Here is a 14,308-nt window from a genome sequence, read left to right on the forward strand (position 1 = left end):
GGCAGCTCGAAATTGACCACCTTGAGCGCCGCGCTGGCCAGTGACGACGTTGCTGCCATGCCGATACGCGCGTTTTTGCAACCTACTCTAGAGATTTACTGGTGCCCATGAGCCAAGGATCAGCCGCGATGAACAGCCCTCAACCTACCGTTTCCATGGCGGACAAAGTTGCCTTGATCGACAGCCTCTGCGCCAAGGCGCGGATCCTGCCGGTGATCACCATTGCCCGCGAACAGGACATCCTGCCGCTGGCCGATGCCCTGGCAGCCGGTGGTTTGACCGCACTGGAAGTGACCCTGCGTTCGCAGTTCGGCCTCAAGGCCATCCAGGTACTGCGTGAGCAGCGTCCGGAGCTGTGCACCGGTGCCGGTACCGTGCTGGATCGTCATATGCTGGAAGCGGCCGAAGTGGCCGGTTCGCAATTTATCGTCACCCCCGGGATTACCCGTGACCTGCTGGAAGCCTCGGTACACAGCTCGATTCCGCTGTTGCCGGGCATCAGCAATGCCTCCGGGATCATGGAAGGTTATGGCCTGGGTTATCGCCGCTTCAAGCTGTTCCCGGCTGAAGTCAGCGGTGGCGTGGCGGCGATCAAGGCCCTGGGCGGCCCGTTTGGCGAAGTGAAATTCTGCCCGACTGGCGGGGTTGGCCCGGCCAACATCAAGAGCTACATGGCGTTGAAAAATGTGATGTGCGTGGGCGGTAGCTGGATGCTTGATCCGGAATGGGTCAAGAACGGCGACTGGGCACGCATCCAGGAAACCACCGCCGAGGCGCTGGCCCTGCTGGACTGATTGGATTTACCGAATCGTTGTTGCTGTGTTCTACGGCATTTTTGCGGTGCACTTGGTCGGTGTACCGCTTTTTTTTGCCTGCGGAAAATGGCCCACTCCCACTGTAGGAGCGAGCTTGCTCGCGAAAAAACCGAGAGCACCGCTGGGTGTCAGGTTTCCCGTGTCATCGTTAACGACCTTCGCGAGCAAGCTCGCTCCTACAGTGATATCGCGCTCAGTTCGGTGATGGCTTTGATCAGCGCATGAATGTCTGCCGCTGACGTCAAAAAGCCTGGTGTCACCCGAATACAACTGCCGAACGACGCGCCGCTGCGGGTTGTGGTGAAGAGGTCGTATTCCTTGAGCAGTCGGTCCGCCATCACCTGCTGATCCGGCTTGTCAGTGAACTTGAACGACGTGATCGCGCAATACAGCCGTGGATCGTCCGGCGTCAGCACTTCAATTCCCGGCAACTGCCGCACCTCACTCACCCACAAATCCCGCAGGTAATTAAGGCGGGCCCCCTTGGCCTTCGACCCGCCCAATGCCCGATGCTCTTCGAACACCAGCGGCAAGGTCATCAACGCCGGGAAATTCGGCGTGCTGTATGGCGTGCGGGCACGTACATCGGTGGCCGGGTAATGAAACTCACCCATGTCCGGATCAATGTCTGCCAACCGTTGCGGGTCGATATAAATAAAGCCCAGGGTCAACGGCGCACCGATCCACTTGTGCAGGTTGAAACCGGCAAACGCGATACCCAACTGCGCCAGGTTGAACTCGATCTGCCCCAGCGCATGGGCGCCATCGAGGATCACATCAATTCCATGTTCCCTGGCAGCGCCGGCAATCGCCTCCACCGGCATCACCAGCCCGGTGCGGTGAGTCACGTAGGTCAGTGCCAGCAGTTTCAGGCGGGGATAGCGCAGGAACGCATCGCGATACGTCTGCACCAGGCTGTCGAAACTGGCCGGGTGTTCGTGGGCAATCTCGATCACTTCTACGCCGCGATTCTGCGCCAGCCAGCGCATGGCGCCCTTGACGGTGTCGTACTCCAGGTCGCTGATCAGCACCTGGTCGCCGGGCTGCAAGCGGTTGTAGTTGCGGATCAGCGACTGCAACGCATCCGAGGCGCAGCGGGTGAGGGCGATGGCTTCAGGATCGGCGTCCATCAACTGCGCCAACTGGTTACGGATCTCGACGTTTTCGCCCTGCTCGAAACGCTGGCGCACATGGATCGAGTTGCTGCGGTTGATGAAGGCGACGTTGTCCTGATACTGCTCAAGTACCGCGCGGCTCATGCGCCCGAAGTAACCGTTTTCGAGGTTGATCGGGCCGGGCTCCAGGTCGTAGCGCTGGGCGATGGCGTGCCAGTGTTGTTCGTCGCGGGTACTGTCCATGTGCGTGCTCTATTAATGACGAGGGGCGGGCTTGCCGTGCTTGGCGCGTAGGGGTTCCAGCAGTTCGGATAAACCGTTGTGGTCGATTTCCTGCATCAGGGCCAGCAACCCGCCCAGTTCGCCGTGGGGGAAACCTTCACGGGCGAACCAGTTCAGGTAGGGGCCGGGCAAGTCGGCAATGATCCGGCCCTTGTACTTGCCGAAGGGCATTTCGCGGGTGATCAGCAGTTCAAGTTTTTCAGGGTTCATTGCGGCTTCAGGTGTTTGAGTCGATGCCTTGGAAAATACAGGCATTCTGCATGGAGGCCAAATGACAGATCATGCAAATAAAGCGGATACAGATTTTTGTGTATTGGCTAACTTATTGAAATTTAAGTAATAAATTGTTTTTCAAAAGCTGGCACGGGCGCTGCAATTACTAATACACGTTTCTTAACCCGCGAAGGAATTGAAAAATGACTGATATCAACAAAGAATCGATCTCCGTACTCAACGACCTGATCGAGACCAGCAAAGACGGCCAGGAAGGCTTCAAGACCTGCGCAGAAGACATCAAGCACCCAGAACTCAAAGCCCTGTTTGCCAAACGTTCCGTTGATTGCGGTACCGCCGCTGCCGAACTGCAGACCGCAGTAAGAGCGCTGGGTGGCGATCCGGAAGATTCCGGCAGCGTCGCCGGTGCCTTGCACCGTGGTTGGGTCGACGTGAAGTCGATGGTGACCGGTAAAGACGAAGAAGCCGTGCTGAACGAAGCCGAGCGCGGTGAAGACCACGCACTGAAGGCTTACAAAGAAGCGATCGAGAAGATCAACAAGCACAACCTGCTGGGCATTCGTGACCTGGTAGAGCGTCAGTTCCACGGCGCGCAACGCAACCACGACCAGGTGAAAGCCCTGCGTAACCAGGCTCGCGCTCAGTCTTGAGCCCCGCCTGAATAAAAAAGCCCCGCAGATGCGGGGCTTTTTCATGGGCGTTCGTTCAACCGATGCTGATGGCCGGCAGTTCGGTCAGGGTCACGGTCTGCTGCTTGCGTGGCGCGAGGATCTCGGCTTCGCCGTCTACCACCAGTTCATCGCGCTGGTTGAATACGCGGGTGGCGATGCGCACGCGGAATTTCGGCAGCTTCTCGAGGATTTCCAGACGCACGGTCAGGGTGTCGCCGATTTTGACCGGCTTCTGGAAGGTCATTTGCTGGCCGATGTATATCGTGCCGGGCCCAGGCAACTCGCACGCAACCGCCGCGCTGATCAGGGCGCCGCTGAACATGCCGTGGGCAATGCGCTCCTTGAACATGGTCGCCTTGGCGAATTCGGCGTCCAGATGCACCGGGTTGTGGTCGCCGGACATTGCCGCGAACAACTGGATATCGCGCTCTTCGACGGTCTTGCTGTAGCTGGCGGTCTGGCCGACTTCGAGGGCTTCGTAAGGCGTGTTGGTAACCTGGGTCATCAGTTGGTGCATCCTGTGGCTAATCAGAAATCTTAATATATTGATTTTAAACGAAAAATCATTCGCAGCGAGTAGGGCGGCGCAGCACTGCTGCCTGGGCCAGCCACGTCAGCACGTCGGCTGTGACCGCATCACGGTTGGTTTCGTTGAATAATTCGTGGCGCGCCTGTGGGTAAATGCTCAGCTCCAGGTGCTGGCAGCCGGCTTCACGCAACGCATTGGCCAGACTTTTGAGACGCTTGCCTTCACTGACCGGATCACATTCACCGCCCATTATCAGGATGGGCAGCCCCGGGTCTATCTGAGCGAGATTGGACGCTTTGCTGATTTGCTGCAAGCCGCCCAGCAGGTCGATCCACAGCTGGTTGGTGCAACGGAAGCCGCAAAGCGGGTCGCTGACGTACTTGTCGACCTCGGCCGGGTCACGGCTGAGCCAGTCGAAAGCGGTGCGATTGGGTTTGAACGCCTTGTTGAACGATCCAAATGACAGGAAATCAATCAGCGCACTGCACCCGCGCAACCCCTGGCGCAGGCGTTCGACATGGGCAATCACCTTGGCCGCGCCGTACAGCGCCACCGGCTGGAAATTCGAGCCGCTGAGAATCGCCCCGTTAAGGCTCGCGCTGTGGTGCAGCAGGTACGCCTGGGCAATGTAGCTGCCCATGCTGTGGCCCAGCAGGATGATCGGCACCCCCGGCGCTTGCTGGCCGATATGCTGGTTGAGGCTCGCCAGGTCGCCCACCACCTTGTTCCAGCCGTCTTTCTCGGCGAACAGCCCCAGGGTGCCCTCGTCGGCGGTACGCCCGTGGCCGCGCTGGTCGGGGGCGTACAGGCCGTAGCCGGCATCGCACAACGCCTGGGCCAGGCGGGCATAGCGGCCACTGTGCTCGGCCATGCCGTGGGCCAGCATGATCAGCGCCTTGGGCGGCCCGTCCGGCAGCCACTGGTTGACGTACACCCGACTGCGGTCATTCGCGGTCAGCCAGAAAGTGGTGTGGTTCATGGCGCTTCCTTTGCTCAGGGTCGTTGCAGTGTATAGCTCATTCACCGCAGGCCGCTGGATCAGCGCTGGCCTTGGCGGGGAGATTCACACAATCAATGACGCATCTTGTTGTATTTGCCTGATTGACCATAGCTGCTAACGTCCCCAAAGCTCCGCTTTCATCGCAACATCAAAAGCGGCCGGACCACTCAGGTAAGAGGACAAGAATAATGCAACCTGATTTCTGGAATGACAAACGCGCAGCCGGGGTTCCCAACGAGATCGACCTCACAGCCTATAAATCGGTGATCGAAGTCTTCGAGCGTTCCTGCAAGACCTTTGCCGATCGTCCGGCGTTCAGCAACATGGGGATCACCCTGACCTACGCCGAGCTGGATCGGCGCAGCGCCGCGTTCGCCGGTTACCTGCAGTGGCACACCGACCTCAAGCCGGGTGACCGCATTGCCGTGCAGATGCCCAACGTCCTGCATTATCCGATTGCCGTGTTCGGCGCCCTGCGCGCCGGGCTGATCGTGGTCAACACCAACCCGTTGTACACCCCGCGGGAAATGCGTCACCAATTCAAGGATGCAGGCATTCGTGCGCTGGTGTACCTGAACCTGTTTGGCTCGCGGGTTGAAGAAGTCAGCAAGGACATCGAGATCGAATACCTGATCGAAGCGAAGATGGGCGACTTCATGCCCGCCGCCAAGGGCTGGCTGATCAACACCGTGGTCGACAAGGTGAAGAAGATGGTCCCGGCCTATAACCTGCCGCAAGCCATCTCCTTCAAGCGCGCCCTGCGCATGGGCGCCGGCCAGGCACTCAACCGCCATCCGGTGACCCTCGACGACATCGCGGTGCTGCAATACACCGGCGGCACCACCGGCCTGGCCAAGGGCGCAATGCTTACCCACGGCAACCTGGTGGCCAACATGCAGCAAGTGCGGGCGTGCATGTCGCAACTGGGGGACGACGGCCATCCGCTGATCAAGGAAGGCCAGGAGGTGATGGTGGCGCCGCTGCCGCTGTACCACATCTATGCCTTCACCGCGAATTGCATGTGCATGATGGTATCGGGCAACCACAACGTACTGATCACCAATCCCCGGGACATTGGCGGCTTTATCAAGGAGCTGAAAAAGTGGCGCTTCACCGGGCTGCTGGGGCTCAACACCCTGTTCGTGGCCTTGATGGACCACCCGGACTTCAAGAGCCTGGATTTCTCCCACCTCAAGCTCACCAACTCCGGCGGCACCGCACTGGTCAAGGCCACGGCCGAGCGCTGGCAGCAACTGACCGGCTGCGCGATTGGTGAAGGCTACGGCTTGACCGAAACCTCACCGGTGGCCAGCACCAACCCCTATGGCGGCAAATCGAAGCTGGGCACCGTGGGCATTCCGGTGCCGGGCACGGCGATGAAGATCATCGACGACAACGGCGCGGAGCTGCCGCTGGGCGAGCGGGGCGAGCTGTGCATCAAGGGCCCGCAAGTGATGAAGGGCTACTGGCAGCAACCGGTGGCCACTGCCGAGACCCTGGACGCCGAAGGCTGGCTCAAGACCGGCGATATCGCGGTGATCGACCCGGACGGCTTTGTGCGCATCGTTGATCGCAAGAAGGATCTGATCATCGTCTCGGGGTTCAACGTGTACCCCAACGAGATCGAAGACGTGGTGATGGCGCATCCGGCGGTGGCCAGCTGCGCGGTGATCGGCGTACCGGACGAGCGTACCGGCGAGGCGGTGAAGCTGTTTGTGGTGGCCCGTGCCCAGGGCGTGAGCCTTGAAGAGCTGAAGACCTACTGCAAGGCCAACTTCACCGGCTACAAGGTGCCCAAGCATATTGTGTTGCGTGAGTCGTTGCCGATGACGCCGGTGGGCAAGATCCTGCGGCGCGAATTGCGCGACATAGCCTGATTTGAAATAAGGTCAAAAAATGTGGGAGCGGGCTTGCTCGCGAAAGCGGTGTACCAGTCGACATATCCTGTGACTGACACTGCGCTTTCGCGAGCAAGCCCGCTCCCACATTTGGTTTTTATTCATTCAGTTTAAATGCGTAGAAGCCCATTCCAGAGCCCTTTCTTGGCTTATAGAATCTTTGCTCTAAAAATGACCATTAGATATTCTTGAGTCATGTTTATGACCGTAGGGGCCTCTTTTGGCTCTAGGCGGCCCTTGGCAAAGCTGCTACTCTCGGCGCGCTTTGTGACCTCTTGGCCTGCTTTTAACCGCCAGACTCACCCAAAAACAAACAAATAATAATCGCATCAAATGCGATGAATGAATTCGCGTCGCTGAGGAGTGGGCTTCCATGATCGAAGACTTTTGGAAGGATAAGTACCCCGCCGGGATTGCTGCAGAAATCAATCCAGACGAGTATCCGAATATTCAGGCGGTACTGAAGCAGTCCTGCCAACGCTTCGCCAACAAACCGGCTTTCAGCAACCTGGGCAAGACAATCACCTACGGTGAACTGTACGAACTGTCCGGCGCCTTCGCCGCTTACCTGCAACAGCATACCGATTTGCAGCCCGGTGATCGAATCGCCGTGCAACTGCCCAACGTCCTGCAATACCCGGTCGCCGTGTTCGGCGCCATCCGTGCCGGCCTGATCGTGGTCAACACCAACCCGCTGTACACCGCGCGGGAAATGGAACACCAATTCAACGACTCCGGTGCCAAGGCCCTGGTCTGCCTGGCCAACATGGCGCACCTGGCTGAAAAAGTCGTGCCCAAGACTTCCGTCCGGCACGTGATCGTCACCGAAGTCGCCGACCTGTTGCCGCCGCTCAAGCGCCTGCTGATCAACAGCGTCATCAAGTACGTGAAGAAGATGGTCCCGGCCTATCACTTGCCCAAGGCGATCAAGTTCAACGACGTCCTGGCCAAGGGCCACGGCCAGCCGGTGAACGAAGTCAGCCCCGCCAGCGACGAAGTCGCCGTGCTGCAATACACCGGCGGCACCACGGGCGTGGCCAAGGGCGCGATGCTGACCCACCGCAACCTCGTCGCCAACATGCTGCAGTGCAAGGCGCTGATGGGCTCCAACCTGAATGAAGGTTGCGAGATCCTGATTACCCCGCTGCCGCTGTACCACATCTATGCCTTCACCTTTCATTGCATGGCGATGATGCTGATCGGCAACCACAACATCCTGATCAGCAACCCGCGCGACCTGTCGGCGATGGTCAAGGAACTGTCGAAGTGGAAGTTCAGCGGCTTTGTCGGCCTGAACACCCTGTTTGTTGCCCTGTGCAACAACGACGCCTTCCGCAAGCTGGATTTCTCGGCGCTGAAGGTCACCCTGTCCGGCGGCATGGCCCTGCAACTGGCGGCGGCCGAGCGCTGGAAAGCGGTCACCGGCTGCTCCATCTGCGAAGGTTACGGCATGACCGAAACCAGCCCGGTGGCCACCGTGAACCCGATCCAGAACATCCAGATCGGCACCATCGGCATTCCGGTGCCGTCGACCCTGTGCAAGGTCATCACCGATGACGGCGTCGAGCTGGCGCTGGGTGAAGTGGGCGAGTTGTGCGTCAAGGGCCCGCAAGTGATGAAGGGCTACTGGCAGCGCGAAGACGCCACCGCCGAGATCCTCGACAGCGAAGGCTGGCTGAAGACCGGTGACATCGCGATCATCCAGCCGGATGGCTACATGCGCATTGTCGACCGCAAGAAGGACATGATTCTGGTCTCCGGTTTCAACGTCTACCCCAACGAGCTGGAAGACGTGCTGGCGACCCTGCCGGGCGTGCTGCAATGCGCGGCCATTGGTGTGCCGGACGAGAAGTCCGGGGAACACATCAAGATCTTCATCGTGGTCAAGCCGGGTGCCAGCCTGACCAAAGACCAGGTGATGGAGCACATGCGCGCCAACGTCACCGGCTACAAGGTGCCCAAGGCCGTGGAATTCCGCGATGCGCTGCCGACCACCAACGTGGGCAAGATCCTGCGGCGTGAGTTGCGGGATGAAGAACTGAAAAAGCTGGGTTTGAAGAAGTAAATCGGCCCCAACAAAAAGCCCCGCAGATGCGGGGCTTTTTATTGAACGCTGATCCGGCCACTTGGAATGCAATCCAAATGTGGGAGCGGGCTTGCTCGCGAAAGCGGTGTGCCAGTGATATACCGGTTACTGACACACCGCATTCGCGAGCAAGCCCGCTCCCACAGGTTTTACCGTATTCCTACAGTGCGAACTGCGCGAAGCTCACACCGGCACCGGCCGGGCGTACGTCCTTGAGGAACGAGTCCTTGTCGGCACTCAGCTCCAGGGTAATCTCCGGCTTGCGCTTGCCGGCATTGCGCACCACCAGGCCTTCCAGCTTCTCGCGCAAAAACACCGTTGGCACCTTCAGGTGCAGCAACTGGTCGCTCTCGGCGTTGTGCATCAACAAGTGGATCCACTCGTACTGGCCCACGGCAATCCGGCCCACCGGCAGGTCGAACCACCAGATGTTGCGTTTGCGGTCCAGGTCGGTGAAGTGGCAGTTGTTGACACCGAGTACGGCACCGCCCAGTTCCTGGTTTCTGCGGGCAATGGCCTGTGCTTTATTGAGTTTCATAACCTTCCTACGGGATCTGTTACCCAGCGCTTGCGCCTGGATGTGCCCGGCATTCTCGTGGGTTGGCCGCAAAACATAAAGCCAAACCTGTACGGCGCGATGAAATGCCGCTGAAAAAATAATTGAAACTCTCTGGAAAGGCCAAGGGTCAACGATTACGTAGTGACCAAAATCCTTGATTGTTCCCAGGAGAAATACCATGAGTAGCACATCGGATAAGGCAAAAGGTTTGGCGAACGAAGCCGTAGGCAACATCAAGCAAGGTGTTGGCAAAGTCACCGGCAACGACAAGTTGCGGGCTGAAGGCGTGGTTCAGGAAAAGAAAGGTGAAGTGCAAAAAGCAGTCGGCGACACCAAGGACGCAGTAAAGAAAGCGGTCAAATAGTCCCGACCTGGCTGCCTGCACTCCAGCAGCCCGACGGCCATCCACGGATGGCCGTTTTTGTGTCACCTGCAGTGATTAAAGTTTGGAAATTGTTTCAAGGTCGCCAAATAAGCTACCTTGATGTAGAAAACGGCCCCTGAGTCGCCCACGAACTCAACTTTTTGCGGCGAAAGGAGACGCTATGATTTTTCCGGTATTACAAGGCTTGCCCCTGCACAAAGTGCTGGTGCGCACTGTCACAGAGTTCCTCGATGACGAGATGCCTACGTACGCCTCGGCGCTGGCCTACCAGATGCTGTTCTCGCTGTTTCCCTTCCTGCTGTTCCTGATTGCCCTGATCGGTTTCCTGCACCTGCCGGACTTCTTCACCTGGCTGCGCATGCAATCGGAACTGGTATTGCCGCCCCAGGCCCTCGAACAGGTCAACCCGGTGATCGACCAGTTGCAGCAATCCAAGGGTGGCCTGTTGTCGGTGGGTATCGTGATCGCGCTGTACACCGCCTCGGCGGGTGTGCGCCTGATGATGAGTGCGATGAATGCCGCCTATGACGTGGTGGAAGGCCGACCGATCTGGAAGCGCTTCCCGCTGTCGATTTTCTACACCGTAGGCTTCGCCGGCATGCTGTTGGCCGCCGCCGCCTTGATGGTGCTCGGGCCCCAGGTGATGGAATGGCTGGCGGGGCAGATCGGCATGCAGGAATTCGTGGTCACGCTGTGGACCATCCTGCGTTGGCCGCTGATCGTCATCCTGTTGATGTTCTCCGTGGCGTTGATGTACTACGTGATGCCTGACGTGAAGCAGAAGTTTCGCTTCATCACACCGGGTTCGGTGCTGGCGGTGGTGGTCTGGATCGTCGCTTCCCTGGGTTTTGGCTATTACGTCAAAACCTTTGCCGACTACAACGCCATGTATGGCAGTATCGGCGCGATCATTGTGCTGCTGTTGTACTTCTACATCTCGGCTGCCGTGCTGTTGCTGGGGGCGGAGATGAACGCGGTGATCGAACACATGTCGGCTGAAGGCAAGGATCCTGGTGAAAAGGACTTTGGCGAGCACGACGAAAAAAAGCATGTTTCCGGCCTCGGCCGAGACCCCTCACTCAAGCCCACTACCGACGAAGTCTGATCGATGATCCGTGAAATCCTGAAAATGGGCGATGAGCGCCTGCTGCGTATTGCCCCGCCGGTTCCGCCGGAGATGTTCGACAGCCCCGAGCTGTGGCAGTTGATTGATGACATGTTCCAGACCATGGAACACGTCGGTGGCGTCGGCCTGGCCGCGCCGCAGATTGGAGTGGACCTGCAACTGGTGATCTTCGGTTTCGAGAGCAGCGAACGCTACCCGGACGCGCCCGCCGTGCCCCAGACCATCCTGATCAACCCGCTGATCACGCCGCTCAGCCCGGTGCTGGAAGAAGGCTATGAAGGGTGCCTGTCGGTGCCTGGTTTGCGTGGGGCAGTGGACCGTTACCAGCAGATTCGCTACGAAGGGTTTGACCCCAAGGGCGAGCCGATTGTGCGGATTGCCGAAGGCTTTCACGCGCGGGTGGTACAGCACGAGTGCGATCACCTGATCGGCCGGCTGTACCCGTCGCGGATTACCGATTTCAGCAAGTTCGGGTTTATCGAAGTGATGTTCCCGGATATGGATCCGACGGCAGACGAATAACCCTCAGGCAAAACACACCTCAAACTGTGGGAGCGGGCTTGCTCGCGAAAGCGGAGTGCCAGTCACCGAAGATTGATCCACCGCATTCGCGAGCAAGCCCGCTCCCACATTTGTTCTGCGTGCATTCAGCTTATTTTGCGGGCTTCACAAACCGCAACGTCATCCGGTCCGACTCACCAATCGCCACATACTTGGCCTTGTCCTTTTCCCCCAACGTCAACGCCGGCGGCAAGGTCCAGACCCCATCCGGGTAGTCCTTGGTATCTTTCGGGTTGGCATTCACCTCGCTCTGCCCCTCAAGCTTGAACCCCGCATCCGTCGCCAGTTTCACCACATACGCGGTGGTCAGGTAACCGCTGTGCTTGATGTCTTCCAGCGATGCCCCGTCCTTGGCCCGGTGATCCACCACCCCCAGCACGCCGCCCGGTTTCAACACCTTGAAGAACGCCTCGAACATCGCCGGCGCCGTATCCGCCATCACCCAGTTATGCACGTTGCGAAAGGTCAGCACGGTGTCGGCCGAGCCAGGCTTGCCCAGCACCGGAGCCTTGGGGTCGAACTCGGCGAAGCCGGCCTTGGAATAATGCACCGGGTCTGCGGCGAATTTCTTTTTCAGGTTTTCTTCTGATGTACGCGCGTAGGCACTGCTGTTCGGCGCCTGCACGGCGGCGATGTAGTGGCCGTTATCCTTGAGCAGCGGCGCCAGCAGCTCGCTGTACCAGCCACCACCGGGGGTGATTTCGATCAGGGTCTGGTCGGCCCGCAGGCCAAAGAACTCCAGGGTCTGCTGCGGGTGACGATACCCATCACGCGCGCTGTTGGCCGGCACGCGCCAACTGCCGGCGAGCACGGTTGCATACTGCTCGGCGGAAACCGGCGCTTCGGCTGCCTGGCTCAACGCCGGGGCGAGGAGAGCTGCAAGGGATAAGGCTGCAAGGGTCGCTTTCATGATCATCCTGTAATGGGCCGCTGGTGCCGCCGAGGCTAGCATGGGGCCCACAACGGCTGATCACACTTTATTGAAGGTCGACCTCACCAACGGTTCTAAGCCCATGGCGATCATCGGCTTGTTGCGTTTGTAGCGCACCAGGCGCTCCGACAAGGACTGCGGCAGCAACGTGTCCTGGGTAAAACCCTGGCGTTGATAAAAGCCTTCCAGGTCCGGATGGCACAGCAGCCACACCGTGCCTTCAACGCTTGCGACCGAGGCGCGGATCAATTGCGCCGCCAGCCCCTGGCCACGCAGCGCCGGGTCGACAAACAGCCCGGTCAACCACTGCCCACCCACCACCGGCGTCAGGCACAGGCCCGCGACAATCTCGCTGCCCTTGGCCACCCACAACTGGCCACCCTTGAGGGCCTTCATCGGTGAGTTATGGCTGCGATAGAACTTGTTCAGCAGCGGCCACAACGGCTCTGCCAGTCGGTCGATGTGCAACTCGGGCATGGTTTTCAAACACGCGAATCCAGGGGGTGCAGATTATAAGTCGGGCAAAGCGCCTTCTGTTGGGCAATCGGTGTTATACCCAGTGTTACATCCCCTGTAAGTGGAGCACGCATCATGGCCAAAGGTCTGAATTCCAAGAAAGCTGACAAGAAGAAACCGGCAAAGACCGCCGATGAAAAACGCGCCGAGAAAAAGGCCAAGAAAACCGACAGCAACCTGTTCGGTCATTAAGTTCTAAGCTAAGCACCAAACGATCTGCAAGATTTTCCCGCCCCATTGCACAGAGCAGGATGAAGCCGACTTTTTCGTCGGCCACGCCTGCCCTGAGCTGCCGATGTCCAACTACCTTGATGAAACCCAGCGCCGGGAAATCGAAGCCCTGGCCCAGACCTTTACCGCCCGCACCGAGTGGCCGACCTGGCTGCTGTTGATCGGCGTCTATGCCGGCTGGTTTGCCGTGATCCTCGCCAGCCGCTGGCTTGGCCTGTGGCTGAGTACCGCACTGTTGATCCCGCTCGTGACGCTGTGGATGTCCCTGCAACATGAACTGCTGCACGGCCATCCCACCCGCTTCACTGCTTTGAACAAACTCCTCGGCTACGCACCGTTTGCCGTCTGGTACCCCTACACCCTGTACCGCAACTGCCACCTGGTGCACCACAACGACGAAGACCTGACGGTGCCCGGTGTCGACCCGGAAAGCCGCTACCTGAATCAGCGGCAGTGGGACGACAGTTCGCTGTTCGAGCGCACCTTGCATTGGCTGACCAAGACCGTCCTGGGGCGCTTCCTGTTGGGTTCGCCGCTGGCGCTGTGGAAGCTGGCGCGCAACGAGGTCAGGCGCCTGCGCAAAGGCCAGCGCCAGGCGTGGCTGATGTGGCTGAGCCATGGCACCGTGACCGTGCTGATGCTGACCTTCATCGCCCACTACAGCGTGCTGCCGGTGTGGCACTACGTGGCGCTGGTCAGCGTGCCGGCCTTGTCGGTGGCGGCGATCCGTTCCTACTATGAGCATCGCCCGCACCCACAACCGGAACAGCGCACGGTGCTTAACGAAGCCGCCTGGCCGTGGACCTGGCTGTTCCTCAACAATAACCTGCACCTGGTGCATCACGACTTGCCGAAGCTGCCGTGGTATTTGCTGCCCACCGTGTACCGCGCGCGCCGCGAACAATGGGTGGCGCGCAGCGGCGGGTTCCTGGTGCAGGGTTACGGCCAGTTGATCGGCCGTCACGGGCTCAAGGCCATCGACAGCCCACGGCACCCCTTTGCTTGAGAGACGACCATGAGTGACCGCTACGCCGAACTGCTGATGTACGTGGCGCCGCAGCAGGTGCAACAGGCCAATGAGCGCTGGCTTTCGCGCATCCTTGAGCGCCTGGGCGCGACCCGCCGCAAGGCTGATCATCTCGACCTGCGCAGCCTGTGGCGCGCCCCGCAATTGCTGCTGACGCAAACCTGCGGCTACCCGCTGATGACCGAGCTGCGCGGGCAAGTCCAGGTGATTGGCCGCCCGCGCTACGAACTGCCCCACAGCAGCGGCGGCCAGCATTGCAGCCTGTTGCTGACCCGCGACGACAATCCCCGCGTTGCCTTGGCGGACTTCCAAGACAGCCGCGGCGTGATCAACGGCCATGAC

Annotated in this window: 15 protein-coding genes and 3 pseudogenes; 10 read left to right on the forward strand and 8 right to left on the reverse strand. The window is 59.5% G+C overall.

The annotated features are described in order from the left end of the window. Positions 1-111: pseudogene (locus HX846_RS15695) on the forward strand (6-phosphogluconolactonase); the annotation flags it as partial. A 17-nt stretch (positions 112-128) separates the two neighbouring features. Further along, on the forward strand, positions 129-794 hold the full coding sequence (locus tag HX846_RS15700) for a bifunctional 4-hydroxy-2-oxoglutarate aldolase/2-dehydro-3-deoxy-phosphogluconate aldolase (RefSeq protein WP_003213027.1): 666 nt from the start codon (positions 129-131) through the stop codon (positions 792-794). A 99-nt stretch (positions 795-893) separates the two neighbouring features. Here the strand turns inward: HX846_RS15700 and HX846_RS39580 are convergent. From HX846_RS39580 to HX846_RS15710, 3 genes and pseudogenes are all read right to left on the reverse strand, one after another. Further along, positions 894-1,001: pseudogene (locus HX846_RS39580) on the reverse strand (outer membrane lipoprotein carrier protein LolA); the annotation flags it as partial. After that, complete coding sequence (locus HX846_RS15705) at positions 992-2,173, reverse strand: aminotransferase class V-fold PLP-dependent enzyme (RefSeq protein WP_178965677.1); 1,182 nt, start codon at positions 2,171-2,173, stop codon at positions 992-994. The pseudogene HX846_RS39580 and the gene HX846_RS15705, both read right to left, overlap by 10 nt. Positions 2,174-2,185: 12 nt before the next feature. Next, a complete protein-coding gene (locus HX846_RS15710) occupies positions 2,186-2,422 on the reverse strand; it encodes a DUF3820 family protein (protein ID WP_003213031.1) in 237 nt (78 codons plus the stop codon). Between the two features lie 206 nt (positions 2,423-2,628). Between HX846_RS15710 and HX846_RS15715 the strand changes: the two genes are divergently transcribed. Further along, positions 2,629-3,096 (forward strand): PA2169 family four-helix-bundle protein, encoded by a 468-nt coding sequence (locus HX846_RS15715; protein ID WP_003213033.1) that lies wholly within the window; start codon positions 2,629-2,631, stop codon positions 3,094-3,096. 55 nt (positions 3,097-3,151) lie between these two features. Here the strand turns inward: HX846_RS15715 and HX846_RS15720 are convergent, their stop codons facing one another. Both HX846_RS15720 and HX846_RS15725 read right to left on the reverse strand, forming a co-directional pair. Further along, positions 3,152-3,622 carry a MaoC family dehydratase gene (locus HX846_RS15720; protein WP_003213034.1) on the reverse strand — a complete coding sequence of 157 codons (471 nt, stop codon included), beginning with the start codon at positions 3,620-3,622 and terminating at the stop codon, positions 3,152-3,154. 58 nt (positions 3,623-3,680) lie between these two features. After that, complete coding sequence (locus tag HX846_RS15725) at positions 3,681-4,625, reverse strand: alpha/beta hydrolase (protein ID WP_178965678.1); 945 nt, start codon at positions 4,623-4,625, stop codon at positions 3,681-3,683. 209 nt (positions 4,626-4,834) lie between these two features. On the opposite strand from HX846_RS15725, the gene fadD2 reads away from it, so the two are divergent. Together fadD2 and fadD1 are read left to right on the forward strand one after the other, a co-directional pair. Further along, on the forward strand, positions 4,835-6,523 hold the full coding sequence (gene fadD2 / locus HX846_RS15730) for a long-chain-fatty-acid--CoA ligase FadD2 (RefSeq protein WP_102369760.1): 1,689 nt from the start codon (positions 4,835-4,837) through the stop codon (positions 6,521-6,523). 394 nt (positions 6,524-6,917) lie between these two features. Continuing rightward, positions 6,918-8,609 carry a long-chain-fatty-acid--CoA ligase FadD1 gene (fadD1, locus tag HX846_RS15735; protein ID WP_003213041.1) on the forward strand — a complete coding sequence of 564 codons (1,692 nt, stop codon included), beginning with the start codon at positions 6,918-6,920 and terminating at the stop codon, positions 8,607-8,609. 181 nt (positions 8,610-8,790) lie between these two features. Here the strand turns inward: fadD1 and HX846_RS15740 are convergent, their stop codons facing one another. Further along, the gene (locus HX846_RS15740) at positions 8,791-9,168 is read right to left on the reverse strand and encodes a hypothetical protein (RefSeq protein WP_003213043.1); all 378 of its coding nucleotides are present in this window, start codon (positions 9,166-9,168) and stop codon (positions 8,791-8,793) included. A gap of 199 nt (positions 9,169-9,367) precedes the next feature. Here HX846_RS15740 and HX846_RS15745 point away from each other — a divergent pair, with 199 nt between their 5' ends. From HX846_RS15745 to def, 3 genes are all read left to right on the forward strand, one after another. After that, a complete protein-coding gene (locus tag HX846_RS15745; RefSeq protein ID WP_003213044.1) occupies positions 9,368-9,553 on the forward strand; it encodes a CsbD family protein in 186 nt (61 codons plus the stop codon). Positions 9,554-9,734: 181 nt separating this feature from the next. After that, positions 9,735-10,679, forward strand: a complete 945-nt coding sequence (locus HX846_RS15750) for a YihY/virulence factor BrkB family protein (protein WP_003213047.1) — start codon at positions 9,735-9,737, stop codon at positions 10,677-10,679. Positions 10,680-10,682: 3 nt separating this feature from the next. Then, positions 10,683-11,222 (forward strand): peptide deformylase, encoded by a 540-nt coding sequence (gene def, locus HX846_RS15755; protein ID WP_003213049.1) that lies wholly within the window; start codon positions 10,683-10,685, stop codon positions 11,220-11,222. Between the two features lie 130 nt (positions 11,223-11,352). Here the strand turns inward: def and HX846_RS15760 are convergent, their stop codons facing one another. Beyond that, positions 11,353-12,171 carry a class I SAM-dependent methyltransferase gene (locus HX846_RS15760; protein WP_177027649.1) on the reverse strand — a complete coding sequence of 273 codons (819 nt, stop codon included), beginning with the start codon at positions 12,169-12,171 and terminating at the stop codon, positions 11,353-11,355. A gap of 60 nt (positions 12,172-12,231) precedes the next feature. Continuing rightward, positions 12,232-12,669, reverse strand: coding sequence for a GNAT family N-acetyltransferase (locus tag HX846_RS15765; protein WP_023659233.1), 438 nt, complete (start codon positions 12,667-12,669; stop codon positions 12,232-12,234). A 334-nt stretch (positions 12,670-13,003) separates the two neighbouring features. On the opposite strand from HX846_RS15765, the gene HX846_RS15770 reads away from it, so the two are divergent. Both HX846_RS15770 and HX846_RS15775 read left to right on the forward strand, forming a co-directional pair. After that, positions 13,004-13,945 (forward strand): fatty acid desaturase, encoded by a 942-nt coding sequence (locus tag HX846_RS15770; RefSeq protein WP_177008471.1) that lies wholly within the window; start codon positions 13,004-13,006, stop codon positions 13,943-13,945. A gap of 9 nt (positions 13,946-13,954) precedes the next feature. Beyond that, a pseudogene (locus tag HX846_RS15775) lies at positions 13,955-14,308 on the forward strand (phosphate ABC transporter substrate-binding protein); the annotation flags it as partial.

This window comes from Pseudomonas sp. K5002, assembly GCF_013386655.1.
In the GTDB taxonomy this organism is placed as follows: Bacteria; Pseudomonadota; Gammaproteobacteria; order Pseudomonadales; family Pseudomonadaceae; genus Aquipseudomonas.

Bases quoted from the DNA above. Each gene is read 5' to 3' on its own strand.
- HX846_RS15700 (WP_003213027.1), top strand. From the start codon at position 129: ATGAACAGCCCTCAACCTACCGTTTCCATGGCGGACAAAGTTGCCTTG.
- HX846_RS15705 (WP_178965677.1), bottom strand. From the start codon at position 2,173: ATGGACAGTACCCGCGACGAACAACACTGGCACGCCATCGCCCAGCGC.
- HX846_RS15710 (WP_003213031.1), bottom strand. From the start codon at position 2,422: ATGAACCCTGAAAAACTTGAACTGCTGATCACCCGCGAAATGCCCTTC.
- HX846_RS15715 (WP_003213033.1), top strand. From the start codon at position 2,629: ATGACTGATATCAACAAAGAATCGATCTCCGTACTCAACGACCTGATC.
- HX846_RS15720 (WP_003213034.1), bottom strand. From the start codon at position 3,622: ATGACCCAGGTTACCAACACGCCTTACGAAGCCCTCGAAGTCGGCCAG.
- HX846_RS15725 (WP_178965678.1), bottom strand. From the start codon at position 4,625: ATGAACCACACCACTTTCTGGCTGACCGCGAATGACCGCAGTCGGGTG.
- fadD2 (WP_102369760.1), top strand. From the start codon at position 4,835: ATGCAACCTGATTTCTGGAATGACAAACGCGCAGCCGGGGTTCCCAAC.
- fadD1 (WP_003213041.1), top strand. From the start codon at position 6,918: ATGATCGAAGACTTTTGGAAGGATAAGTACCCCGCCGGGATTGCTGCA.
- HX846_RS15740 (WP_003213043.1), bottom strand. From the start codon at position 9,168: ATGAAACTCAATAAAGCACAGGCCATTGCCCGCAGAAACCAGGAACTG.
- HX846_RS15745 (WP_003213044.1), top strand. From the start codon at position 9,368: ATGAGTAGCACATCGGATAAGGCAAAAGGTTTGGCGAACGAAGCCGTA.
- HX846_RS15750 (WP_003213047.1), top strand. From the start codon at position 9,735: ATGATTTTTCCGGTATTACAAGGCTTGCCCCTGCACAAAGTGCTGGTG.
- def (WP_003213049.1), top strand. From the start codon at position 10,683: ATGATCCGTGAAATCCTGAAAATGGGCGATGAGCGCCTGCTGCGTATT.
- HX846_RS15760 (WP_177027649.1), bottom strand. From the start codon at position 12,171: ATGAAAGCGACCCTTGCAGCCTTATCCCTTGCAGCTCTCCTCGCCCCG.
- HX846_RS15765 (WP_023659233.1), bottom strand. From the start codon at position 12,669: ATGCCCGAGTTGCACATCGACCGACTGGCAGAGCCGTTGTGGCCGCTG.
- HX846_RS15770 (WP_177008471.1), top strand. From the start codon at position 13,004: ATGTCCAACTACCTTGATGAAACCCAGCGCCGGGAAATCGAAGCCCTG.